At 72.6% G+C, this 22895-nt stretch carries 27 protein-coding genes, 1 tRNA gene, 2 pseudogenes and 1 riboswitch; of the genes and pseudogenes, 21 read left to right on the top strand and 9 right to left on the bottom strand.

What is annotated here, in order from left to right:
- The first annotated feature begins 4 nt into the window (after nt 1-4).
- The 4 genes from ACIQ8B_RS13140 to rdgB all read left to right on the top strand — a co-directional run bounded on the left by ACIQ8B_RS13140 (nt 5) and on the right by rdgB (nt 2267).
- Nucleotides 5-238 carry a glucose PTS transporter subunit EIIB gene (locus ACIQ8B_RS13140; protein ID WP_006131663.1) on the top strand — a complete coding sequence of 78 codons (234 nt, stop codon included), beginning with the start codon at nt 5-7 and terminating at the stop codon, nt 236-238.
- Nucleotides 239-349: 111 nt separating this feature from the next.
- Entirely contained in the window at nt 350-1087 is a 738-nt protein-coding gene (gene rph / locus ACIQ8B_RS13135; RefSeq protein ID WP_106414021.1) for a ribonuclease PH, read from the top strand.
- 141 nt (nt 1088-1228) lie between these two features.
- A complete protein-coding gene (locus ACIQ8B_RS13130; protein ID WP_403546732.1) occupies nt 1229-1627 on the top strand; it encodes a hypothetical protein in 399 nt (132 codons plus the stop codon).
- Between the two features lie 37 nt (nt 1628-1664).
- Nucleotides 1665-2267 carry an RdgB/HAM1 family non-canonical purine NTP pyrophosphatase gene (rdgB, locus tag ACIQ8B_RS13125; RefSeq protein WP_290006928.1) on the top strand — a complete coding sequence of 201 codons (603 nt, stop codon included), beginning with the start codon at nt 1665-1667 and terminating at the stop codon, nt 2265-2267.
- Nucleotides 2268-2313: 46 nt separating this feature from the next.
- On the opposite strand, the gene ACIQ8B_RS13120 is transcribed toward rdgB, so the two are convergent.
- From ACIQ8B_RS13120 to bcp, 3 genes and pseudogenes are all read right to left on the bottom strand, one after another.
- Nucleotides 2314-2397 (bottom strand) — tRNA-Leu (locus ACIQ8B_RS13120).
- 45 nt (nt 2398-2442) lie between these two features.
- Nucleotides 2443-2826 (bottom strand): annotated as a pseudogene (locus ACIQ8B_RS13115) (HNH endonuclease); the annotation flags it as partial.
- A gap of 112 nt (nt 2827-2938) precedes the next feature.
- Entirely contained in the window at nt 2939-3406 is a 468-nt protein-coding gene (gene bcp, locus ACIQ8B_RS13110; protein WP_403546731.1) for a thioredoxin-dependent thiol peroxidase, read from the bottom strand.
- Between the two features lie 142 nt (nt 3407-3548).
- On the opposite strand from bcp, the gene ACIQ8B_RS13105 reads away from it, so the two are divergent.
- From ACIQ8B_RS13105 to ACIQ8B_RS13095, 3 genes are all read left to right on the top strand, one after another.
- Entirely contained in the window at nt 3549-3878 is a 330-nt protein-coding gene (locus ACIQ8B_RS13105) for a DUF3618 domain-containing protein (RefSeq protein WP_290006926.1), read from the top strand.
- A 114-nt stretch (nt 3879-3992) separates the two neighbouring features.
- A complete protein-coding gene (locus ACIQ8B_RS13100; protein ID WP_156698885.1) occupies nt 3993-4295 on the top strand; it encodes a co-chaperone GroES in 303 nt (100 codons plus the stop codon).
- Nucleotides 4296-4367: 72 nt separating this feature from the next.
- A riboswitch (guanidine-III (ykkC-III) riboswitch) is annotated at nt 4368-4434 on the top strand.
- 34 nt (nt 4435-4468) lie between these two features.
- Nucleotides 4469-4789 (top strand): multidrug efflux SMR transporter, encoded by a 321-nt coding sequence (locus ACIQ8B_RS13095; protein WP_106414026.1) that lies wholly within the window; start codon nt 4469-4471, stop codon nt 4787-4789.
- A gap of 27 nt (nt 4790-4816) precedes the next feature.
- Here the strand turns inward: ACIQ8B_RS13095 and ACIQ8B_RS13090 are convergent, their stop codons facing one another.
- On the bottom strand, nt 4817-7411 hold the full coding sequence (locus ACIQ8B_RS13090) for a transglycosylase domain-containing protein (protein WP_403546730.1): 2595 nt from the start codon (nt 7409-7411) through the stop codon (nt 4817-4819).
- 271 nt (nt 7412-7682) lie between these two features.
- Here ACIQ8B_RS13090 and ACIQ8B_RS13085 point away from each other — a divergent pair, with 271 nt between their 5' ends.
- From ACIQ8B_RS13085 to ACIQ8B_RS13070, 4 genes are read left to right on the top strand one after another with little or no spacing between them, the layout of a single operon-like run.
- Complete coding sequence (locus ACIQ8B_RS13085) at nt 7683-8483, top strand: ABC transporter permease (protein WP_403546729.1); 801 nt, start codon at nt 7683-7685, stop codon at nt 8481-8483.
- Nucleotides 8476-9297 (top strand): ABC transporter permease, encoded by an 822-nt coding sequence (locus ACIQ8B_RS13080; RefSeq protein WP_403546728.1) that lies wholly within the window; start codon nt 8476-8478, stop codon nt 9295-9297. The genes ACIQ8B_RS13085 and ACIQ8B_RS13080 overlap by 8 nt, the downstream gene beginning before the upstream one ends.
- Before the next feature lie 8 nt (nt 9298-9305).
- A complete protein-coding gene (locus ACIQ8B_RS13075; RefSeq protein WP_403546727.1) occupies nt 9306-10325 on the top strand; it encodes an ATP-binding cassette domain-containing protein in 1020 nt (339 codons plus the stop codon).
- A gap of 34 nt (nt 10326-10359) precedes the next feature.
- A complete protein-coding gene (locus tag ACIQ8B_RS13070) occupies nt 10360-11208 on the top strand; it encodes a DUF1707 domain-containing protein (RefSeq protein ID WP_403546726.1) in 849 nt (282 codons plus the stop codon).
- Nucleotides 11209-11233: 25 nt separating this feature from the next.
- Here the strand turns inward: ACIQ8B_RS13070 and ACIQ8B_RS13065 are convergent, their stop codons facing one another.
- The gene (locus ACIQ8B_RS13065; RefSeq protein WP_403546783.1) at nt 11234-12532 is read right to left on the bottom strand and encodes an SGNH/GDSL hydrolase family protein; all 1299 of its coding nucleotides are present in this window, start codon (nt 12530-12532) and stop codon (nt 11234-11236) included.
- Nucleotides 12533-13071: 539 nt separating this feature from the next.
- Here ACIQ8B_RS13065 and ACIQ8B_RS13060 point away from each other — a divergent pair.
- Nucleotides 13072-14418, top strand: a complete 1347-nt coding sequence (locus tag ACIQ8B_RS13060; RefSeq protein ID WP_403546725.1) for a DUF445 domain-containing protein — start codon at nt 13072-13074, stop codon at nt 14416-14418.
- A gap of 104 nt (nt 14419-14522) precedes the next feature.
- Nucleotides 14523-16001: an MFS transporter gene (locus ACIQ8B_RS13055; RefSeq protein ID WP_403546724.1), complete on the top strand. Its 1479-nt coding sequence runs from the start codon at nt 14523-14525 to the stop codon at nt 15999-16001.
- A gap of 149 nt (nt 16002-16150) precedes the next feature.
- Here ACIQ8B_RS13055 and ACIQ8B_RS13050 read toward each other — a convergent pair whose 3' ends face one another.
- Entirely contained in the window at nt 16151-16453 is a 303-nt protein-coding gene (locus tag ACIQ8B_RS13050; RefSeq protein WP_106414033.1) for a hypothetical protein, read from the bottom strand.
- 212 nt (nt 16454-16665) lie between these two features.
- On the opposite strand from ACIQ8B_RS13050, the gene ACIQ8B_RS13045 reads away from it, so the two are divergent.
- The 6 genes and pseudogenes from ACIQ8B_RS13045 to ACIQ8B_RS13020 form a co-directional block, all read left to right on the top strand.
- Nucleotides 16666-17127, top strand: a complete 462-nt coding sequence (locus tag ACIQ8B_RS13045) for an Hsp20/alpha crystallin family protein (RefSeq protein ID WP_403546723.1) — start codon at nt 16666-16668, stop codon at nt 17125-17127.
- A gap of 272 nt (nt 17128-17399) precedes the next feature.
- A complete protein-coding gene (locus ACIQ8B_RS13040; RefSeq protein ID WP_403546722.1) occupies nt 17400-17882 on the top strand; it encodes a DUF2267 domain-containing protein in 483 nt (160 codons plus the stop codon).
- A 140-nt stretch (nt 17883-18022) separates the two neighbouring features.
- Nucleotides 18023-18604 carry a sugar O-acetyltransferase gene (locus tag ACIQ8B_RS13035; protein ID WP_403546721.1) on the top strand — a complete coding sequence of 194 codons (582 nt, stop codon included), beginning with the start codon at nt 18023-18025 and terminating at the stop codon, nt 18602-18604.
- 19 nt (nt 18605-18623) lie between these two features.
- Nucleotides 18624-19169 carry a TetR/AcrR family transcriptional regulator gene (locus ACIQ8B_RS13030; RefSeq protein WP_403546720.1) on the top strand — a complete coding sequence of 182 codons (546 nt, stop codon included), beginning with the start codon at nt 18624-18626 and terminating at the stop codon, nt 19167-19169.
- Nucleotides 19170-19218: 49 nt separating this feature from the next.
- A complete protein-coding gene (locus ACIQ8B_RS13025; protein WP_403546719.1) occupies nt 19219-19524 on the top strand; it encodes a hypothetical protein in 306 nt (101 codons plus the stop codon).
- A pseudogene (locus tag ACIQ8B_RS13020) lies at nt 19463-19605 on the top strand (IS5/IS1182 family transposase); the annotation flags it as partial. The gene ACIQ8B_RS13025 and the pseudogene ACIQ8B_RS13020, both read left to right, overlap by 62 nt.
- A 202-nt stretch (nt 19606-19807) precedes the next feature.
- Here the strand turns inward: ACIQ8B_RS13020 and ACIQ8B_RS13015 are convergent.
- Nucleotides 19808-20338, bottom strand: a complete 531-nt coding sequence (locus ACIQ8B_RS13015) for an RDD family protein (protein WP_403546718.1) — start codon at nt 20336-20338, stop codon at nt 19808-19810.
- A 278-nt stretch (nt 20339-20616) separates the two neighbouring features.
- A complete protein-coding gene (locus ACIQ8B_RS13010; RefSeq protein WP_403546717.1) occupies nt 20617-21105 on the bottom strand; it encodes a GNAT family N-acetyltransferase in 489 nt (162 codons plus the stop codon).
- A 334-nt stretch (nt 21106-21439) separates the two neighbouring features.
- Between ACIQ8B_RS13010 and ACIQ8B_RS13005 the strand changes: the two genes are divergently transcribed.
- Nucleotides 21440-21976: a GNAT family N-acetyltransferase gene (locus ACIQ8B_RS13005; protein ID WP_403546716.1), complete on the top strand. Its 537-nt coding sequence runs from the start codon at nt 21440-21442 to the stop codon at nt 21974-21976.
- Nucleotides 21977-22024: 48 nt separating this feature from the next.
- On the opposite strand, the gene ACIQ8B_RS13000 is transcribed toward ACIQ8B_RS13005, so the two are convergent.
- Complete coding sequence (locus tag ACIQ8B_RS13000; protein ID WP_241911293.1) at nt 22025-22147, bottom strand: DUF397 domain-containing protein; 123 nt, start codon at nt 22145-22147, stop codon at nt 22025-22027.
- 200 nt (nt 22148-22347) lie between these two features.
- Here ACIQ8B_RS13000 and ACIQ8B_RS12995 point away from each other — a divergent pair, with 200 nt between their 5' ends.
- On the top strand, nt 22348-22737 hold the full coding sequence (locus ACIQ8B_RS12995) for a hypothetical protein (protein WP_403546715.1): 390 nt from the start codon (nt 22348-22350) through the stop codon (nt 22735-22737).
- The last annotated feature ends 158 nt before the right edge of the window (nt 22738-22895 follow it).

Here is a 22895-nt window from a genome sequence, read left to right as displayed (position 1 = left end):
GAACATGGCCACCAAGGCTGAGAAGATCGTTGCCGGGCTCGGCGGCATCGACAACATCGAAGAGGTCGAGGGCTGCATCACCCGCCTCCGCACCGAGGTCGTGGACCCCTCCAAGGTCGACGACGCCGCCCTCAAGGCCGCCGGCGCCCACGGCGTCGTCAAGATGGGCAGCGCCATCCAGGTCGTCATCGGCACCGACGCCGACCCCATCGCCGCCGAGATCGAAGACATGATGTGAGCCGCCGCGCCACCTGACGCGCGCGGAGCGGCCACCCGTCGGCCGCCCCGCACCCCGGGCCCCTTCCCGCCACGGAAGGGGCCCGCCCCGTCTACGGCTAGGCTCGACGCCATGTCTCGCATCGACGGCCGCACCCCCGAACAGCTCCGCCCCGTCACCATCGAACGCGGCTGGAGCAAACACGCCGAAGGCTCCGTCCTCGTCTCCTTCGGCGACACCAAAGTCCTCTGCACCGCCTCCGTCACCGAAGGCGTCCCCCGCTGGCGCAAGGGCAGCGGCGAGGGCTGGGTCACCGCCGAATACGCCATGCTCCCCCGCGCCACCAACACCCGCGGCGACCGCGAGTCCGTCCGCGGCCGCATCGGCGGCCGCACCCACGAGATCAGCCGCCTCATCGGCCGCTCCCTGCGCGCCGTCATCGACTACAAGGCCCTCGGTGAGAACACCGTCGTCCTCGACTGCGACGTCCTCCAGGCCGACGGCGGCACCCGCACCGCCGCCATCACCGGCGCCTACGTCGCCCTCGCCGACGCCATCGGCTGGGCCCAGGGCAGGAAACTCGTCAAGCCCGGCCGCAAACCCCTCACCGGCACCGTCGCCGCCGTCTCCGTCGGCATCGTCGCCGGCGTCCCCCTCCTCGACCTCTGCTACGAGGAGGACGTCCGCGCCGACACCGACATGAACGTCGTCTGCACCGGCGACGGCCGCTTCGTCGAGGTCCAGGGCACCGCCGAGGCCGAACCCTTCGCCCGCGACGAACTGAACGCCCTCCTCGACCTCGCCGTCACCGGCTGCACCGAACTCGCCGCCGCCCAGCGCGCCGCACTCGATACCCTCCTCGAAAAGTAAAAGACCCCCCAAGGACCGTGGTCGGCGCGGAGCAACCGCGCCGGCCGCCGCCGCGTCTGAAGGGATACGGGCGCACGGACACCACCCCGCGCACCCGCCGCCGACCGGGCCCCACCGGCCCGACGAGGGAGGAAACGTTCCATGGCCGCGAGCCGCCGACGCCGCACCGCAGCCGTCGCCGCCACCCTGGCGGCCGTCGCGCTCACCGCCGGACTCACCACCGGCTGCTCAGCCGTCGACAAGGCACTCGACTGCGTCCGCACCGCCGACGCCGTCGCCGAGAGCGTCACCGACATGCAACAGGCCGTCGAGAACGCCTCCAACGACGTCACCCAGCTCGAGGAAGCCCTCGACTCCGTCGACCAGAACCTCGGCAAGCTCAGCGACGAGACCGACAACGCCGACGTCGGCAAGGCCGTCGACGACCTCGAGAAGGCCGTCGACAACGTCCGCACCTCCCTCGACAACGGCGACACCACCCCCGACCTCAGCCCCGTCACCGACGCGGCCGGCGAACTCACCAAGGTCTGCACCCCGTAGCGACGGCCCCGGTCACGGGCCCAGGGATACTGGGCCCATGACCCGCCTGATCCTCGCCACCCGCAACGCCGGAAAGATCACCGAGCTCCGCTCGATCCTCGCCGACGCGGGCCTGCCCCACGAACTCGTCGGCGCCGACGCCTACCCCGACGTCCCCGACGTCAAGGAGACCGGCGTCACCTTCGCCGAGAACGCCCTCCTCAAGGCCCACGCCCTCGCCCGGGCCACCGGCCTGCCCGCCGTCGCCGACGACTCCGGCCTCTGCGTCGACGTCCTCGGCGGCGCCCCCGGCATCTTCTCCGCCCGCTGGTCCGGCCGCCACGGCGACGACGAGGCCAACCTCGGCCTCCTCCTCGCCCAGCTCGCCGACATCGCCGACGGACACCGCGGCGCGTACTTCGCCTGCGCGGCCGCCCTCGCCCTCCCCGACGGCACCGAGCGCGTCGTCGAGGGCCGCCTCAACGGCACCCTCCGCCACGCCCCCGCCGGCACGAACGGCTTCGGCTACGACCCGATCCTCCAGCCGGAGGGCGAGACCCGCACGTGTGCGGAGCTGTCCCCGGAGGAGAAGAACGCGATCAGCCACCGCGGCAAGGCGTTCCGGGGGCTGGTGCCGGTGGTGCGGGAGCTGCTGGGCTGAACGAAGAAGAAGGTCCCCCCGGATCGGGTGGACCTTCTCTCACGTGTGCGGCCGGAGGGACTCGAACCCTCAAGGGATCTCTCCCACAGCATCCTAAGTGCTGCGCGTAGGCCAATTCCGCCACGGCCGCTCGCGCGCTCATGCTACCCGGCCAGGCGCTCCGACAGCCGGGTGCCCGATGGGCTCCGCGCCCACCCCGGCACCATGTACTGGTGATCGCATGGCAGTTGGGACACAGCAACCGCAGGTTCTCCCGCCGGTCGTCACTCCGGTCCCCGTCGATGTGATCGATCTCCAGGGTCATCGGCTCGCCGAGCCACTCGGGCCCCGTACCGCATTCGGCGCACTCGTTCGGCACGCCGGCTTCGAGCAGCGCCCGGCGAGCTGTCGACGCCGAGCCGCCTCATGCGGGTCAGCACGTACCGCCGTGTCGAACTCCTCGGATCCGCCCCAGTCGCACCAGCGCCTCCGACAGCGTCCGTGCTCCCCGGGCGGCTTCCTCCAGCCGTTCCTTCGTGTACACGCTCGCCCCCGTCGACCCCCTCCGTCGCCCGGCCACGTGTTCGCGGTCTCGTACGGAGCAACGGACCGGATATCGGACGGTCACGCACGGAAAGCGGAACGGCCTGTACCGGGATGCCGGTACAGGCCGTTCCGCGGGGGCGGCCGGGTCAGATGCCCAAGTCCTTGATGATCTTGGCCACGTGGCCCGTCGCGCGGACGTTGTAGAGGGCGTGCTCGACCTTGCCCTGTTCGTCGACGACGATCGTGGAGCGGATGACGCCCCTGTAGGTGCGGCCGTAGTTCTTCTTCTCGCCGTACGCGCCGTAGGCGTCCAGGACCTTCTTGTCCGGGTCGGCGAGGAGGGTGACCTCGAGGGACTCCTTCTCGCGGAACTTCGCGAGCTTCTCCGGCGCGTCCGGGGAGACGCCGATCACGTCGTAGCCGGCGCCGGCCAGCAGGCCGAGGTTGTCGGTGAAGTCGCACGCCTGCTTGGTGCAGCCGGGGGTCAGGGCCGCCGGGTAGAAGTAGACGATGACCTTGCGGCCCTTGTGGTCGGCCAGCGACACCTCGTTGCCGTCGGCGTCGGGCAGGGTGAAGGCGGGGGCCTCGTCCCCGGGCTTGAGGCGTTCGCTCATCGGTCTGGTCTCCTCGTACGTGCCGCACTGCGTGGATCGGGTGCCGGGATCGAGGGTAACCGGGGGTCCTGACAGTGCGGCGCGGCGTGAAGCTGACAGACTGTCCGGCACAGGCAACACAGCGGATTGCGGAGGCGACACGGTGGCGGACACGGCGGACACCAGGACCCCGGCGCAGATCGAGGCGGACATCGAGCGTCGCCGTGCGGCGCTGGCCGAGACCCTGGACGAGATCGGGGTGCGGGTGCACCCGAGGACGATCGTGGGGGACGCGAAGGCCAGGGTCGTGTCGAACGTGGACCACACGCTGGGGCGCGCCTATGTGAGCGTGAACCGCGTGGTGAGCGAGGTGAAGGCGCAGTTCGTGGACGAGACGGGCGCGCCGCGGCTGGAGCGGGTGGTCCCGGTGGGGCTGCTGGCGGTGGGGGTCGTGGGGCTGCTGGTGGCCGGGTCCCGTCGGCGGCGGGGCTGAGGTGCGGTCCGTCGGTCACCCCTCCCGTACAGGTCCGTCGTCGAGGCAGGTAGGTTTCAGACTGTGAGCGCCAACAGAAACGACAGTTCCCCGCACGACAAGCTGCCGATCCGGATGCTGCACGACCGTGTGCTCGTGCGGCAGGAGACCGGTGAGGGCGAGCGGCGTTCGGGGGGCGGCATTCTGATTCCCGCGACGGCGGCGGTGGGCCGTCGGCTGGCCTGGGCCGAGGTGGTCGCGGTGGGTCAGAACGTGCGGACGGTGGAGCCGGGTGACCGGGTGCTGTTCGATCCGGAGGACCGTGCGGAGGTCGAGGTGCGCGGGACGGCGTACGTGCTGATGCGGGAGCGGGATCTGCACGCGGTGGCCGCGGACCGTTTCGAGGGGTCGGAGGACTCGACCGGGCTGTACCTGTAGCCCGGTGTCGCGAGGGGCCGGTGACGGGTGTCACCGGCCCTTTTCGTGGGGTGGGCTACCGTGGGAGGTCCTGTGCGGCCCGGCCGTGCGGGCCCCGACGAGACGCGCCGTACCGGGGTGAAGGCAAAGACGACGCACCCCCGTTTCGCTGTCGTGTCCCGGAGGTGCCTGTCATGGCGTGGGTTCTGCTGGTGGTCGCCGGTCTGCTGGAGGTGGGCTGGGCGATCGGCATGAAGTACACGGACGGGTTCACCCGTCTGTGGCCGAGCGTGCTGACCGGTGCGGGCATCGTGTCGAGCATGCTGCTGCTGTCGTACGCGGCGCGGACGCTGCCGATCGGGACGGCGTACGGCGTGTGGGTGGGGATCGGCGCGGCCGGGGCGGCGGTGCTGGGCATGGTGGTGCTGGGGGAGCCGGTGACGGCGGCCCGGATCTTCTTCATCTGTCTGCTGCTGGTGGCCGTGGTGGGTCTGAAGGCGACGTCGGGTCACTGAGCCGGTTGTTCCGCCCCGGTTCCGGCGTCAGTTCCAGCGGCGTCCGTCGAGGGCGCCGCTGAGGCCGCCGGGGCCGGGGAGTTCGTCGCGGTTGGAGCCGTCGTCGGTGGGGCCGCCGGTGCCCCCGCCTCCCGTGCCGGTGCCGTCGCCAGTGCCGTCGCCGGTGGGGGAGCCGGTGGTCCCTCCGGTGCCGTCCTGGTCCTCGCCGTTCTCGCCGCTCTCGCCGGCCCCGTCTTCTCCGCCGTCGTCGCCGGTGCCGCTGTCGCCGCCGTCGGGGGTGCCGTCGCCGGTGTCCTCGTCGCCGGGGGCCGCGGTGCCGGGGGTGTCGGGGGCGGAGGGGGCGTCGGAGGAGGGCGGGCCGGTGCCGTCGTCGGGGGCGGGCGGCTGGCTCTCGTGGGCGCCGGGCTGGAGGCGCAGGTCGAAGGAGCGCACGGGCTGTCCCTCGAGGGCGTCGCGGGTGTACTGGCCCCAGATCTCGGCGGGGGCGCCGCCGCCGTTGACGCGGGGCAGGCCCATGGCGCCGTAGAGGGACTTGTGGCCGGCGGTGACGGGGTCCTGGCCCATGACGGCGACGACGGTGGCGAGGTCGGGGGTGTAGCCGGCGAACCAGGCCGCGGTGTCCTCCTCGGCGGTGCCGGTCTTGCCGGCGGCGGGGCGGCCGGAGGTCTGGGCGGCGGTGGCGGTGCCGTTCTCGACGACGCCCTTGAGGACGGAGGTGGTGGTGTCGGCGGCCTCGCGGCTGACGGCCTGCCGGGTGCGGCGTTCGGGGAGGGTGAGGTCGCGGCCGTTCCGGGTGACCTTCTCGACGAGGGTGTACGGGGTGTGCTTGCCGTGGTGGGCGAGGGTGGCGTACGCCTGGGCCATGTCGAGGACGCTGGCGGTGGCGACGCCGAGGGCGATGGAGGGGCCGGCGTCGTCGAGGCTGGGGGTGTCGGGGGAGAGGCCGAGGTCGACGGCGGTCTGCCGGACCTTGTCGGGGCCGACGTCGACGGCCATCTGGGCGTAGATGGCGTTGACGGACTTGTCGGTGGCCTCGCTGACGGTGATGTCGCCGTAGTCCTGGTGGTCCTCGTTCTCGGGTGCGTAGCGTTCACCGGGCCAGCCCTGGACGGGGCGTTCGCTGGTGCCGTCGTAGCGGGTGTTCGGGGTGATGGGGCGGCCGTCCTGGGTGCGGGAGCGGTTCTCGACGGCGGCGGTGAGGACGAACGGTTTGAAGGAGGAGCCGGTCTGGAAGTCCCGGCGGGTGGCGTTGGGGGTGTACTGCTTGACGTAGTCGACGCCGTTGTACATCGCGACGACCTTGCCGGTCTTCGGGTCGACGGAGGCGCCGCCGGCGCGGACGTAGGTGTCGACCTCGCGGTTCTCCTGGTCGAGGCGGTCCATGAGGTTGTCGTCGACGGCCTTGACGAAGGCGTCCTGCTTGTCCTTCTGCAGGGTGGTGGTGATGCGGTAGCCGCCGGCGTCGAGGGAGGCCTCGTCGACGATCTCGTTGTCGACGAGGTGTTCCTTGACGACGTTGACGATGTAGCCGCGCTGGCCGGACATGCCGGTGGAGTGGGTGGTGCGCTTGGGCACGGGGAAGGTGAGGCGGGCGCGTTCGGCGGGGTCGAGCCAGCCTTCGTCGACCATGCCGTCGAGGACGTAGTTCCAGCGGTCCTCGACGAAGGCGCGGTTCTCGGGGTGGGCGACGACGTCGTACTGGCTGGGGGCGTTGACGAGGGCGGCGAGGTAGGCGGCGCGGCCGGCGTCGAGTTCGGAGGCGTCCATGTCGTAGTAGGCGTGGGCGGCGGCCTGGATGCCGTAGGCGCCGCGGCCGAAGAAGCTGGTGTTGAGGTAGCCCTCGAGGATCTCGTCCTTGGTCTGGTTGCGGTCCAGCTTGATGGCGATGAAGAACTCCTTCACCTTGCGGGTGACGGTCTGTTCCTGGCGCAGGTAGTAGTTCTTCACGTACTGCTGGGTGATGGTGGAGCCGGACTGCTTGCCCTTGCCGGTGAGGGTGTTCCAGGCGCCGCGGACCATGGCCTGGGGGTCGACGGCGGACGCGGTGTAGAAGTCGCGGTCCTCGGCGGCCAGCATGGCGTGCCGGGCGTCCTCGGAGATCTGGGAGAGCGTGACGTTCTCGCGGTTGACCTCGCCGTCGCGGGCGATGACGGAGCCGTCGGCGTAGAGGTAGACGTTGGCCTGCTGGGTGGCGAGGGCGTTGGCGGCGGGGATCTGGACGAGGGCGTAGCCGAGGAGGAAGCCGCCGGCGAGGAGCAGGGCGGTGACGAGGAACGTGCCGAGGACCATGCGCCGGGTGGGGACGAGGCGGCGCCAGCCGGTGCGGCGGGCCTTCAGGGCGGCCCGGCGTTCCTCGCGGGCGGCCTTCTTCGCCGCGGCGGGGCCGGTTCCGCTCTTTCCGCCGGGTTCGTCCGTTCGCGTGAGGGCGGGGTCGTCCGTCCGGGGGTCGTCCGTCCGTGGGCCGTCCGGTGTGGCGTCGGGCGGGCCGCCGGCCGGCGCCGTGTCGCGGGGACCTGTGTCACGGGCCTCGCCGCCGTTCTTCCGCTGCGGGGCGTCGGCCGCCTGAGGCTCGTGCGACGCCCGGTCCGGACGGGGCTTCTTCGGCTGCGGCTCGTCGCTCATGTCGTGCACGGACTCCTGATTCGCCTCGTTCGTTCCCGTACGCCTCATGCGTGTGCGTACGCCTCGTGCGTCCTCTTATTGAAGACTGTCGCATCCGTCGTCGCGTTCGCCGGGCGGCGACGCGCGTCGTGCACCGTGCGGCTTGTCACCCGTACGGTCGCGCCGGGTGTTCACCTGACCGGAGGACGGGCCGGAAAACCCGTGGCGGCGGATCTGCCGCACCCCGTAGGCTCCTGCGCTTCGGTGCGGACGGCGGAGGGGGACGGAAGGCGTGGGTTCGGCACGGTTGTACCTGGCCGTGGCGGTGCGGGGTTTCCGGCGGTACGCGTCGTACCGGGCGGCGACCGCGGCCGGGGTGTTCACCAACACGGTGTTCGGGCTGATCCTCGTGTACACGTACCTGGCGCTGTGGGACGAGCGTCCGGACCTCGGCGGGTACGACCAGGCGCAGGCGGTGACGTACGTGTGGCTGGGGCAGTGCCTGTTCGCGGCGCTGGCGCTGCAGGGCGGGGGCGTCGAGGCGGAGCTGATGGAGCGCATCCGCACCGGTGAGATCGCGGTGGACCTGTACCGGCCGGCGGATCTGCAGCTGTGGTGGCTGGCGGGCGACCTGGGCCGGGCGGTGTTCCAGCTGCTGGGGCGCGGGGTGGTGCCGTTCCTGGTGGGCGGGCTGTTCTTCCCGACGGCGCTGCCCTCGCGCTTCGACACCTGGGCGTGGTTCGCGGTGGCGGTGGCGCTGGCGGCCGTGGTGAGCTTCGCGATCCGCTACCTGATGGCGCTGAGCGTGTTCTGGCTGCTGGACGGCACGGGCGTGAGCCAGGTGATGATGATCCTCGGGGTGTTCTTCTCGGGCATGGTGCTGCCGCTGAACGTCTTCCCGGGCGGGTTCGGCGACGTGGCGCGGGCGCTGCCGTGGGCGGCGCAGCTGCAGGTGCCGGCGGACGTGCTGCTGGGGGAGACGGCGGTGGCGGGGGCGTTCGCCTTCCAGGCGGTGTGGGCGGTGGTGCTGCTGGCGGCGGGCCGGCTGGTGCAGTCGGCGGCCACGCGCCGGGTGGTGGTGCAGGGTGGCTGAGCGCGGCGGGGTGCGGGAGGGGCTGCGGGCGTACCGGATGATCGCCGGGATGTGGGTGCGGTCCGGCATGACCTACCGGGTGTCGTTCGTGGTCACGCTGCTGGGCAACCTGGTGATGACCGGGCTGGACTTCGTGGGGATCCTGCTGATGTTCTCGCAGGTCGACTCGCTGGCCGGCTGGTCGCTGCCCGAGGTGGCGTTCCTGTACGCGGCGTCGGTGACGTCGTTCGGGCTCGCGCACCTCGCGGCGGGTTCGATGACGCAGCTGGGGTCGCGGATCCGGGACGGTTCCTTCGACGTGCTGCTGGTGCGTCCCGTGCCGGTGCTCGCGCAGGTCGGCGGGGACCGCTTCTCGCTCCGCCGCTTCGGCCGGGTCGTGCAGGGCGGGGTGGTGCTGGGCTGGGCGCTGGCGGCGGCGGACGTCGACTGGACGGTGTCGAAGGCGCTGCTGGTGCCGCTGATGGTGGTGGCCGGCGCGGCGATCTTCATGGCAGTGTTCGTGGCGGGCGCGGCGTTCCAGATCTACGCGCAGGACGCGGCGGAGGTGCAGAACGCGTTCACGTACGGCGGGACGACGATGCTGCAGTACCCGCCGGCGGTGTTCGGGAAGGACCTGGTGCGCGGGGTGACGTTCGTGCTGCCGCTCGCCTTCGTCAACTGGGTGCCCGCCGCCCATGTCCTGGGGCGCCCGTACCCGCTGGCGCTGCCGGAGTGGGCGGCGTTCGCGTCGCCGCTGGTGGCGGCGGGGTGCTGCGCGCTGGCGGGTCTGGCGTGGCGGACCGGTCTCAGGTCGTACAGGAGCGTGGGGAGTTGAGCGGGCGGATGGACACGACGGCCGAACCGGACACCGGTGGGGGAGCGGGGGCCTTCATCGAGCTGGACCGGGTCGAGAAGGTCTTCGACGTGCGGAGGCGGAAGGGGCTGCTGCGGCGGGAACGGCACCAGGTGCGGGCCGTGGACTCGATCTCCTTCACGGTGGCGCGCGGCGAGATGGTCGGCTACATCGGGCCGAACGGCGCCGGGAAGTCGACGACGATCAAGATGCTGACGGGCATCCTCACCCCGAGCGGCGGCCGGCTGCGGGTCGCCGGGATCGACCCGTCGCGGGAGCGGACCCGGCTGGCGCACCGCATCGGGGTGGTGTTCGGGCAGCGCACCACGCTGTGGTGGGACCTCCCGCTGATCGACTCGTACAAGCTGATGCACCGCATGTACCGCATCCCCGACGGCCGGTACCGGGAGAACCTCGCCCGGCTGGTCGAACTGCTGGACCTGGGGGACCTGTTGGAGGTGCCGGTGCGGCAGCTGTCGCTGGGCCAGCGGATGCGCGGGGACATCGCGGCGGCGCTGCTGCACGACCCGGAGGTGCTGTACCTGGACGAGCCGACGATCGGCCTGGACGTCGTCTCCAGGACCCGGGTGCGGGAGTTCCTGCGGCAGGTGAACGCGGAGCGCTCCACGACGGTGCTGCTGACGACGCACGACCTCCAGGACATCGAGCAGGTGTGCTCCCGCGTGATGGTCATCGACCACGGCCGGCTGGTGTACGACGGGGCGCTCGCCGGGCTGCACGAGGTGGGGGAGAGCGAGCGGACGCTGGTGGTGGACCTGGAGCGGGAGTGCCCGCCGGTCGAGGTGCCCGGGCCCGCCCGGGTGGTGCGGGTGGACGGGCCCCGCCAGTGGGTGGCGTTCCCGGCGGCACAGTCCGCGGCCGGGCTGGTGGCGCGGATCGCGGAGCGCTACCCGCTGGTCGACCTGTCGGTGCGGGAGCCGGACATCGAGGCGGTCATCGCGAAGATGTACGCGGAGCGGGCCGGGCGGGCGCCGACGCGGTCCTCGTAGCCGTGCGGCGGGGACAACTCGTAGGCTGCTGGGTATGACCGACGACGCACCCGCACCGGACCTCCGTGCCTCCGACGCCGACCGCGAACGGGTCGCCGAAGTCCTCCGGGAGGCCCTCGCGGAGGGTCGTCTGGACATGGAGGAGTTCCAGGAGCGGCTGGACGCCACCTACCAGGCGCGCACCTACGGGGAGCTCGCGCCGATCACCCGTGACCTGCCCGCCTCGGGGGCGACGGTCGTCCCCTCGGTCTCGCCGGCGAAGGACCCGGCGCCGGGCGGCGGTTGGGCGGACCGCATCGTCGGCGGGGACGACTCGGGGACGTCGACCTGGGCGGTCGCCGTGATGAGCGGCTTCCAGCGCAAGGGGCGGTGGACGGCGCCCCGGCGCTTCAACTGCTTCGCCTTCTGGGGCGGCGGCGAGATCGACCTGCGCGAGGCGAACTTCGCGGACCGCGAGATCGTCGTCAACGCCGTCGCGATCATGGGCGGGATCGACGTGATCGTGCCGCCCGGCGTGGAGGTCGTGGTGCGCGGCGTCGGCATCATGGGCGGCTTCGACCACCGCGAGGAGGGCGTGCCGGCCGAGCCGGGCGCCCCGCGCGTGATCGTCACCGGGCTCGCCTTCTGGGGCGGGGTCGGCGTGCAGCGCAAGCTGCCCCGCGCGGAGCGGCAGCGGCTGCGCGAGGAGCGGCGCCGGGAGAAGCTGGAGCGCAAGGAGGAGCGGCGCCGGCAGCACCTGGAGCAGACGGAGCAGCAGCGGCAGGAGCACCTGGACCACGCCGAGCGGCACCGCCGGGAGCTGGAGGAGTCCCGCCGCCTGCACGACCCGCTGAACCTGCACGGCGCGCGGGAGCGGCGCGAGCGGCGGCCGGAGGACGGCTGACACGTCCCGCCGGTCCGGCGGCGGGTCACAGCCGGGCCGGCGCCCCGCCCTCCAGCGCCTTCAGCTCGAACGCCTCCGCCATGCGCGCGTACCCCTCGTCGCTGGGGTGCAGCCCGTCCCCGGAGTCGTAGCCGGCCCGGAACCGGCGCGGGTCGTACCCGTCGCGCACCGCCTCGTCGAAGTCCACGACCTCGTCGAACACGCCGCCGTCGCGGATCTCCGCGTTGACCCGCTGCCGCACGTCCTCCCCGGACGGGGTGTACGCGCGGTGCCCGCGGTACGGCATGAGCGTCGCCCCGACGACCTTGAGCCCCTGGGCGTGCGCCCGTTCGGTCAGGGCCGTCAGCCCGCCCACGATCCGCTCGGGGTCGGCGGTGCCCGGCGCGCGGAGGATGTCGTTGATGCCGAGCACGACGACCACGACCCGGACGTGGGCTCGGCCCAGCACGTCCCGGTCGAAGCGGCGCAGTGCGCTGGGGTTGCGCGGCGGCAGCCCGGGCCCGTCGGTGAGCACGCGGTTCCCGCTGAGCCCGGCGTTGACGACGCTGTAGCGGGGGAGGTCGCGGCCGGCCGCGAGGTCCGTGCGCAGCCGGTCCGACAGCACGTCGGGCCAGCGGGCGTCGGCGCCGACGGTGGAGGAGACGCCGTCCGTGAGGGAGTCGCCGAGGACGACGACCGTGCCCTCGGAGTCGTCGCTCAGCACGTCCAGCGCGGTCACGTACCGCCAGACGGTGCTCTGCCCGTCATAGGCCGCCCCGGTGGTGTCGCGGGTGTGCTCCCCCTCGGCGACCCAGGAGATCTGCCGGGCGTGCTCGTGGTACGTCACCGGCCCGGACGGGACGGGGGAGTACGTGCTGATCAGCACGTGCCCGTCGCGCGGGATCCGCACGCGCACGGCGTCGCTGACCACCTGCCCGCCCGCCGGGACGACGACGGACGGGCTCCCGGCGAAGGTGAGGGCGCGCATCGTGTCCGCGAGCGCGGCGGCGGTGTCCGGACCGGCGGAGACGGCGATCGACGCGTGCGTGAGGGTGAGGGGGGTGCGGCCGTGGAGGTTGGACAGCGTGACGCGGGCGCGGGTGCCGCCGGCACTGGTGTGCACGACGTTCCGCACGGACCGGCCGGCGAGACCGACGCTCTCCGTGCCGGGTTCGCCGCCGCCCGGCGCGGTCGCCCAGGCGGTGACCCAGGTACCGGCGGAGGCGGGCGCGACGGGGTCCCCGGGCCGGCCGGCCCCCCGCGCGAGGGGGTCCCGCCCCCGCGCGCCGTCGGCCGACGCCCCGACGAAGATCACGGCCGACACCGAGACGACCGCCGCGACCATCGCGGCGAGCAGCGCCCCGTACCGCGCGGGGCGCGCCGGCCGGGCGGAGGTTTCCGGTCCGGCGGGGCGCTTCTGCCGGGCGGAGCTCCCCGGTCCGGCGAAGGGCTCAGGTCCGGCGGGCCGCCTCCGCCGGGCGAAAGGCTTCCGTCCGGCGGGACGCTCCCGCCGGACGGTTCGCTCCGCCCCGGCGGCCGGTGTCGCCGGGACGCCGTCACGACGCCGGGTCATGCTGTTCCGTTCTCCTCGGGAGGCGGGAGCCGCGGTCGGGGCTCCGGTCCGACGCACCATGGTGGGCCAGGGCGGGGGGACCGTGCGCGGGACGCGGCCGACGATCGTCCGGGCGGCCCCGGGGAGCGAACCCGGGCGGGCCTTGGGAGGGTGCTTCCGAGCGGCCCGGGGTGTCCGGGCGGCCCCGGGGGTACCCCTGGGTGACGTCCCGGGACAATCTCCCCGAGGACAGACGCCGGGAACTCCTGTTCCGTTCCAGGAGTCGGTCAGGAAGGGACAATGCGTGAGGGAATACCGAACGGGTGGAGCGGATGGAACGGACTGAGACGGCGGACCCCGAGGACCGGGACGCCGCCGAGCAGCGTGCCCGCACGGGCGCTGCCACGAACCGCGCGATGACGACGTTCAGCCCCGCGGACGAGGAGAAGCAGCGCGGGGTGCGCCAGATGAAGCTCACCGCCACCGGCCTGCTGGTCTTCGTGGCCCTCGTCTACGTCCTCGCCGAGTGGGCCTCCCACCGGGGCGCCGGCGCCTGGGCGGGGTACGTCGCCGCGGCGGCCGAGGCGGGCATGGTCGGCGCGCTGGCCGACTGGTTCGCCGTCACCGCCCTCTTCCGGCACCCGCTGGGCCTGCCCATCCCGCACACCGCGATCATCCCCACCAAGAAGGACCAGCTGGGCACCGCCCTCGGCGACTTCGTCGGGGAGAACTTCCTCTCCGAGGACGTCGTGCGCGGACGGCTCCGCGCCGTCGGCATCGGCAGCAGGCTCGGCGCCTGGCTCGCCGTCCCCGAGCACGCCGACCGGGTCACCGCGGAGGTGTCGGCGGCCCTGCGCGGCGCGCTGACGGTGCTGCGCGACTCCGACGTGCAGGCGGTCGTCGGGGAGGCCGTCACCCGCCGCGCCGAGGCCCAGGAGATCGCGCCCGGCATGGGCAAGATGCTGGAGCGGATCGTCACCGACGGCGGCCACAAACGCGCGGTGGACGTGGTGGTCTCCCGCGCCCACGACTGGCTGGTGCTGCACAGCGACGCCGTGATGGACGCCGTGCACGGCGGCGCCCCCGGCTGGACGCCCAAGTTCGTGGACCGCAAGGTCGGCGAGCGCGTCTACAAGGAACTGCTGCGCTTCGTCACCGAGATGCGCGACATGCCCGGCCACCCCGCGCGCGGCGCCCTGGACCGCTTCCTGACGGACTTCGCGACCGACCTCCAGTCCGACACCGACACTCGCGCCCGCGTCGAGCGCCTCAAGGGCGACATCCTGGGCCGCAGCGAGGTGCAGGACCTGATCGCGTCCGCCTGGACGGCCGTACGGGGCATGATCGTGTCGGCGGCGGAGGACGAGCGCAGCGAACTGCGGCTGCGCCTGCGGGCGTCGCTGCTGTCGCTGGGCGCCCGCCTGTCGCTCGAACCCAAGCTCCAGGGCAAGGTCGACGGCTGGCTGGAGAGCGCCGCGGTGTACGTGGTGACCACCTACCGCAAGGAGATCACCTCCCTGATCACGGACACGGTGGCGAGCTGGGACGCCGAGCACACGACGAAGAAGATCGAGGCCAACATCGGCCGCGACCTGCAGTTCATCCGCATCAACGGCACGGTGGTCGGCTCCCTGGCGGGCCTGGTGATCTACACCGTCTCGCGGGCGCTGGGCGCGTAAGGGCGCGGGCGGGGCCGTACCGGGCGAGCGGGGGCGGGTGCGCCCCGGGCGTGAAATCGGCGGGCTCGGGGCACAAGGGGTTCACTTCGTCGAGGAGGGAGCCCATGGCGACAGCGCAGCCCGGGACGGGACGCACCATCACGACCGACATCTCCGCGCGTCTGGACCGCCTTCCGTGGTCCCGTTGGCACTGGTCCATCGTGATCGGCCTGGGCACCGTCTGGATCCTGGACGGGATGGAAGTCACCATCGTCGGCAACATCGCCAGCCGGCTGGCGGAGCCCGGCAGCGGCCTGGACATCACGTCCGGCCAGATCACCGGCATCGCCGCGGCGCTCTACGTGGCGGGCGCCTGCACGGGCGCGCTGTTCTGGGGGCGGCTGACCGACGTCTACGGCCGCAAGAAGCTCTTCCTGATCACCCTGGCCGTGTACCTCGGCGCCACCGCGCTGACCGCGCTGGCCTTCGACACCTGGTGGTTCTTCCTCTTCCGCTTCCTCACCGGCTTCGGCATCGGCGGCGAGTACGCGGCCATCAACTCCGCGATCGACGAGCTGATCCCGGCGCAGTACCGGGGGCGCGTCGACCTGATCATCAACGGCAGCTACTGGCTGGGCGCCGTCGGCGGCGCGCTGCTGTCGATCGTCGCGCTGAACACGTCGGTCTTCCCGGTGAACGTCGGCTGGCGGCTGACCTTCGCCCTGGGCGCCGTCCTGGCCCTGGTGATCCTCCTCGTACGCCGGCACGTCCCCGAGAGTCCACGGTGGCTGCTGATCCACGGCCGGGAGGAGGAGGCCGAACAGATCGTCCGCGGCGCCGAGCGGATGATCGAGGCGGAGCGGGGCGAACCGCTGCCCCCCGCCGAGGGCGAGATGGTCATCCGCCAGCGCGAACGCACCACCTTCGGCGAGATCGCCCGCACGGTCTTCGCCAAGTACCGCAAGCGGGCGGCCCTCGGGTTCGCGCTCTTCGTCGGCCAGGCGTTCCTCTACAACGCCATCACCTTCGGCTACGGCGCGATCCTCACCCAGTTCTTCGACGTCCCCTCCGGCAACACCGGCTACTACTTCGCGGTCATCGCGCTCGGCAACTTCCTGGGCCCGCTGCTGCTGGGCAAGCTGTTCGACACGGTCGGCCGGCGGATCATGATCTCCGGCACGTACGTGCTGTCGGGCGTGCTGCTGTTCGCCACGGCCTGGCTGTTCGACCGCGGCTCGCTGGACGCGACCACGATGACGGCCTGCTGGTCGGTGGTCCTGTTCTTCGCCTCGGCCGGCGCGTCCAGCGCCTACCTCACGGTCTCCGAGATCTTCCCGATGGAGACCCGGGCCATGTCCATCGCCTTCTTCTACGCCGTCGGCACCGCCGCGGGCGGCATCAGCGGCCCGCTGATCTTCGCCGGCCTCACCGAGTCCGGCGTGGTGTCCGACGCGGTCCTGGCCTTCCAGATCGGCGCGGGCCTGATGGTCGCGGCGGGCGTCGTGGCGGTGTTCCTCGCGGTGAACGCGGAGCGGCGCTCCCTGGAGGACATCGCCACCCCGCTGTCGGCGGCGAAGCCGCAGGGAGAGCCGGCGAGTAGGTGACACCAGGGCGCGAGGCCCGGGGGGATGCCGCTTCCCCCGGGCGCCCGGCGCCGGCCACCGCAGGCCGGAGAGCCGGGCGCCCGCGCGTGTGCGGCAGGCGGACGTCCGCGCGTGTGCGGCAGACGGGTCCGCGCGTACGGCAGGCGGGTTCAGCCCCGCCGGTCGGCCACCGCCCACGAGGCGAGGGCGACCGCGCCGGCCACCCCGAACACGGCGGGCCAGGCGCCGACCTTCTTCGCCAGCGGGTGCGACCCGGCGAAGGCGGCCACGTACGCCGCCGACAGCGCGCCGGCCGCCGGGCCGCCCGCCCGCTCCCGCCACTGCTGGGCGGCGGCGACCCCGGCGGCGGCGAGCACGACCCCGCCGAGCTGCCGCTTACGGGTCCAGCGGGCCACGCCGTACCCGCCGACGAGCCCGCTCGCGGCCACGACCGAACTGGGAACCTTCGCCATGCCTGCTGCCTCCTGCCACTACGCCCCGCGGGGCGCGGAAAACCACGGACCTCGAGGCTAACGCGCCTGGTGACGCCCCCTGCCACCAGCCCCGGAGCAACCGCCCGCCCAAAACTGAGTCTGTGGTTGTCAACTTTCCTCCCGATGAGTTATATAAGGAATTGACCCGTGGGGCATCGCACAGACGACTTCACAGAAAGGAGTGGACTGTGATGCTCATGCGCACCGACCCTTCCCCAGCTCTCGGCTTCGCTCGAGTCTGGGGAGACCCCTATCGCGATCTCGACCGGCTCACGCAGCAGGTCCTCGGTCCGGCCGCCCGCGCGTCGGCGATGCCGATGGACGCCTACCGGGCAGGGGACGACTTCGTCGTTCACTTCGACATCCCCGGCATCGACCCGGAGACCATCGAGCTCGACGTCGAGCGCAACGTCCTGAACGTCCGGGCCGAGCGCCGTTCGTCGGCCCCCGACGACGCGGAGACGGTGGTCGCCGAGCGTCCGACCGGCACCTTCACCCGGCAGCTCTTCCTCGGCGACACCCTGGACACCGAGCGCATCGACGCCACGTACGACGCGGGTGTCCTGACCCTGCGCATCCCGGTGGCCGAAGCGGCCAAGCCGCGCCGCATCCGGATCACGGGCGGCGACAGCCGCAAGCAGCTCGCAGCCTGACACGCGCCCACCCCTTCCACGCGTCCCGCGGCCTCCCCCTCCGGCCCGCGGGACGCGCCCCCACGCCGTACGCCCGAGGCGGGCGACGGCCCACCGGACCGGCCGGACCGACCGGCCCACCGGCCCACCGGCCCACCGGACCGACCGAACTACCGGGCCGACCGGACTACCGGGCCGACCGGACTACCGGACCGACCGGCCAGTCGGCCGACCCGGCCGACCGGCACCCCGGCCCCGGAGAACCGAATACCGGAGAAGGAGAGGAGCTTCGGATGACCACGCTGACGCCGCAGAGGCCTACGATCCCGCAGCCCGGAGGCGCCACCCCGGCGCCCGGGCAGCGCCCGGCGCAGGACCCCGCCTGGCGCGGACTCGTCGACGCCGTACGGGAGGCCGGGCAGTACCCGACGCGGTCGGAGGCGGAGAGCGTCACCCGCATCGTCCTGTCCGCCCTGGGCGGCCACGTCGTCGGGGACGAGCGCGTCGACCTGGCCCGCGCCCTGCCCGAGGAGGCCGCGCGGGTGGTCGCCTCGCAGATCCCGGCGACCCGCCGGCTCACGGCGGCCGAGTTCGTCGACTCGGTGGCGGCCCGCATCGAGGGCGCGACCCCGGCCACGGCCCGCTGGGACGTCAGCTCCGTCCTCAGCGTGCTGCCCCCGCTGGTCGGCGACGAGCTGGTGACCCGCGTCCTGGACCAACTCCCGCCCGGCTACGCCCTGTTGTTCGGCCGGGCGGAGCTGACCCCGGCGGCGTGACGACCACGCCGTAGCTCCCCTTCCTCACCGATTCCTCACTGACGGACGCCCCCGCGCCCCGCCCGGCGCGGGGGCGCTCGTCGCGCGCGGGGAGCGTACGCCCATACACTCCGGGCGCTTGGGAGCGTACGATCGTACGCATGACGACGAACTACTTCGCGGGTGATCCGCGCACGAACCTGGAGCGGATGCGCGCGGGCGACCTGTACATCGCCGACGACCCGGAGATCGGCCGCCGGCTGGAACGCGCCATGCGGCTCGCCGCCCGCTACCAGGCCACGTACCTGGACGAGCGGGACCAGGCCAGGGCGGTCCTCGCCGAACTCCTCGGCTCCGTCGGCGAGGACGTCGAGATCCGCCCGCCCCTGTACGTCGACTACGGCAGCAACATCAGCATCGGCGCCCGCACGTTCGTCAACTACCACCTCACCGCGCTGGACGTCGCCGCCATCACCATCGGCGAGGACTGCCAGATCGGCCCGAACGTCCAACTGCTCACCCCCACCCACCCGGTGGAGCCGCAGCCCCGCCGCGACAAGCTGGAGGCGGCCCGGCCCATCACCATCGGCGACAACGTCTGGATCGGCGGCGGCGCGATCGTCTGCCCCGGCGTCACCGTCGGCGACAACGCGGTCATCGGCGCCGGAGCGGTGGTCACCAAGGACATCCCGGCGAACGTCGTGGCGGTCGGCAACCCGGCCCGCCCCGTCCGCACGCTCTGACGGCCCGCCAGCAGCCCGCATGGCCACCGGACACACCGACCCCCGCCGCCGCGAACGGATCCTCACGGCGGCGCTCGACCTGATCGCCGAGGAGGGCGTCGCCGGCGTCTCCCACCGCAAGATCGCCACCCGCGCCGGGGTGCCGCTCGGCTCGATGACGTACCACTTCACCGGCATCGACGAACTGCTGCTGGAGGCGTTCACCGGCTACGCCGACCACGTGGTCGCCGTCTTCGAACGCCACCTCGCCGGCGCCACCACCCCCGAGGAGGCCCGCGAGGCGGTCACCGGCCTCGTCCACACCCTCTCCGAGGGCCCGCGCCGCGACCTGATCCTCGTCCAGGAGCTGTACACGCTGGCGGCCCGCCGGGAACCGTACCGCGCCCTGTGCGTCCACTGGATGCGCCGCAGCCGCGCCCTGCTGGAACGCCACTTCCCCCCGGACACGGCCCGCCGGCTCGACGCCCTGATCGAGGGCCTCACCCTCCACCGCGCCCTCGACGACGACCCGCCGGACCGGTCGGCGACGCGGGAGGCGGTGGACAGGATCACGGAGGCGGACTGAGGGGCGGGCGGCGGCCGGTCACCGGTTCCGGTGAGGGGCGGCCGGCGCCATGCCGGAGGAGACCGACAAGGCCGGAAGTGTTTCACAGCAGCGGTACGAGGAGATCGCAGCCGAGCTGCGGGAAGTCGTCGCCCAGCGCGCCAAGGGCCAGTTCACGATCGGCGACCGCGCCCTGGAGAGCGAGCCGATGCGCCCGCGCGGCCGGTTCGTCGACGTGGAGCCGGCCTGGACGGTCCACCGCGTCCCGGCGTCCATCGGGGGCGAGGCCGAGCGGTTCTCCGTGATCGGGACGCCGCCGCCGGATCGTCGAGAGGTCCCTGGCCCGGATGATGAACGCCCGCCGGCACGTCTGTGACTACGAGCGACTCGGCCAGCACTCGGAGTCTCTCATCACCTGGGCAGCGACACCCTCGTGGCGGGCCGCCTCACCCGCAGCAAGAAGAACCTGACCTGGTCGCCCATCACCCCACCCCCAGGGCACAAGCGGCCTGACCAGGGCTTCCCCGGCCGCCGGATCGAGACCGAAGGAGACCGGGCCTGAGCACACTCAGGCCGGATGGATCACGGAACGCGTGCCAGGGCCCCAGCGCTGTGACGGCCTGCACCGGTCCCGCCCGACCTGTCCTGCGCGCCAGACGCTAGTCGTTCCGCCTGGAACGCCTCGGCCGCTCCACAACCACACTGGCGGCGATCACGTCGTGAAAGCACTGTTTCAGCGGTTTGTTCCACACGCATCTCGCGTTGTTGATGATGTTCAGGAGGGGCACGGCCTGCATCCCAAAATGAGACATGTGGCGACCCAGCGCCCGCCCGTAGGTGAGAGGACGTCCATCCCGGGCGCGCACCACGCGGATTCCGAACAGGAGCTTCCCTGGCGTCCCTCCCCACCAGGCAGTACAGAGCGGGGAGTAACAGAACAGGAGCACAGCGAAAGCCGCAACACCGCCACTGGGGCTCCCGACGAGGTACGCCTCCACGCCCACCAGAGATCCCAGGACCACAACAAACAGGACGACGTCACCGATGAAGGCGGCAAGCCGAGTCAAGGCACTGGCCAGAACCGGCTGCGGCGACCCATCCGGTGGACCGTAGAGCCAGGCGCCGGGCGGCGCCGCATCACCGCCAGGGGCATGCCGTGACTCCGTGGAGGAACCCTCCTGCTCTTCCATGCGGCCGAGTACAGCAGTCCGAGCGTCAGCTTGTCCCCTGTATGCCCATTTCTTCACGAGTCCCGCTGAACGAACGGCGAGACGGAGGATGTCCGCCCGCACCGACCGGACGGATCGCAGAGCTTCTGAGACGGATCGCAGAGCTTCTGAAGGGCGTGCCGACGCACACGGCCGCCCTTTTCCGGGAGGGCCGGTCATCGGACGCGCCGACCGGAGACCGGACGAGGTGCCTGGGACGGGCGTGGAAAGGGAGCGTGGGCGCCCGTCCCGGGCCCGGCTCAGAGTTCCCGGTAGTAGACCGCGGTCGGGAGCGGGGTGCATCCGAGGCGCTCGTAGAGGGCGCGGGCGGGCGCGTGGAAGGGATCGCCGCCGGTGCCGATCTCGACGACCTCCGCGCCGAGGCTCCGCATGTGCGCGAAGGCGTGCTCGCACAGGGCGGTGCCGACCTGGTGGCGGCGGCGCCGGGCGGCGACGGCGAGGTGGCTGACGGCGCCGTTCCGGCGGTCCGGGTCGACGCTCCACGCCACGTAGCCGGCGATGCCGTCGCCGTCGTCGGCCTCGGCGACCGCGACGTACAGGTGCCGCTCGGGGGCGTGGAGCCGGGGGACCTCACGACGGTAGTCGTCGCGCCAGTCGCCGTGCTGGTTGGTGAAGACGGCCTCGCCCACCAGAGGGCGGAAGGAGTCCTCGTAGAACGGCCGGAACGTCTCGATGGTCAGGTCGGTCAGGGACGCGAGGTCCTGCGGGGTGTACGCGCGGATGCGCATGGGAGTGCGCCTTTCGGGCTGAGGGCTGGACGCCCGGAGGGAAGGGGGCACCGGTCGGCCCGCTCCCGGCCGGAGACACCGGCGGTGAGCAGGGCCCTCAGCGGCGCGTACGCCAGGCGGCGAAGCACTCCATGGCTCCCAGCGTAACCCCGGACGGTGCTCGCCCGGACCGGCGCCGGAGCCGGGAACGCGGGACCGGTCGCCTGTCCGGGAGCCGGTACGGACGTCACCGTTCGTCCGTCTGCTCGCCCGCCCGCCCGACCAGGCGACCCGGTCCCGGCGTACCGCGTAAATCGATTGTCGCCCGTCCACCCGGCCCGATAGGAAGGGCCGCATGCTGAAGGGAACCAGGGTCGGCCTCAGGGACCGGCACGAGGACGACCTACCGGTCCTGCGGGCCGAGCTCTACAACGACGTGGTCAACGCCGCGCGCGCCGAGGGCGGCCCGTGGCGGCCGGTCACGGCGAAGGACCCCCGGCTCACCGTCGACGACCCCCCGGAGGATCGCGCCCCCTTCTCCGTGGTGGAACTCGAGGGCGGCACCCTGATCGGCACCGCGAACCTGTGGGGCATCGACACCCACAACCGCAACGCCCACCTCGGCATCGGCCTGCTCCCCGCCGCCCGCGGCAAGGGCTACGGCACGGACGTGGTCGCGGCCCTCTGCTCCTACGGCTTCGTCGTGCGCGGCCTGCAGCGCCTCCAGATCGAGACCCTCGCGGACAACGAGGCCATGATCCGCGCCGCCGAACACAACGGCTTCGTCCGCGAGGGAGTGCTCCGCTCCTCGGCGTGGGTGCTGGGGGAGTTCATGGACGAGGTGGTGTTGGGGCTGCTGGCGGGGGAGTGGGACGGGGGTAAGGGGGCGTAGTTCGTCGCCTGCCTCCGAGCGCCGGCGTCTCCGAGAGAGGCGCCGCGGTCATCCCCTCTTGAGCGCCTGGAGGAAGACGCCCCAGGCGGATCCCGTCACGGTGACCACAGGCCCGTCGACCGTTTTGCTGTCTCGTACATGGGCGCGCGTCGAGGTGATCGCGCACTCCACGCACTCACCGTCCGCTTCCCGGACTGCGGCCGGAATTCTGTTGGCAGTCAGTTTTCTTCAGGTACATTCCACGGGCCCTGGAGCGCGCCCTGTGACCGACCCTGACGGACAGATCGCCCGTGGTCTCGTCCACACACCGTCCGTGGGCCCCGGCACACCGTGCCGGGGCCCACGGCCTGCGAGGAACGAGGATTGCCGCCATGCCGTACACGCGCATCGCCAAGGGCGCCGTCACCGTCATCGCCGCTACCGCGGTCTGCCACTCCCTGATGTCCGCCGGCTACGCCTGGGCGAGCGACAGTAGAGCGACGGACGAGGCCACGATAGGCTCCGGCGCCTTCGAGTTCCTCCTCACCACGGCCGCTTCCTGGGCTTTCATGCCCCTCCTGCTGTGGGCCGGCATGCGGGTGATGGGCGAGGCCGGCAACGCCGTGCTCGTACTCGTCGGTGGGCTGGTCTGGGCGGGGCTCTCCGGGTACTACATCGATGACATCGACCGCGCGGGCGGGCACATGCCGGTCATGGCCCTCGCCGCCTACGTCCTTCTCGGGACGGCGCTGGCCGGGATGGATTCGGGCCGCCGCGGCTGAGCCCGCCGTTCACGGTACGTGCCGTCCGGGCCGGTCATCGCCCCGTTTCTCCTCCGGGCAGCGTGCGTCCGGGTTCGGGTGCGCTGCGGGAGCCGGTCGGTCCTGTGAGCTCCGCGGCGCGCTTCCAGGCCTGCGGGGTCTCCGGGCCACTGCCCACA

Source organism: Streptomyces sp. NPDC096105, assembly GCF_044763335.1.
Classification (GTDB): domain Bacteria; phylum Actinomycetota; class Actinomycetes; order Streptomycetales; family Streptomycetaceae; genus Streptomyces.
The sequence above is the reverse complement of the archived record's forward strand: the minus strand, read 5'-3'. Positions and strand labels throughout refer to the sequence as shown.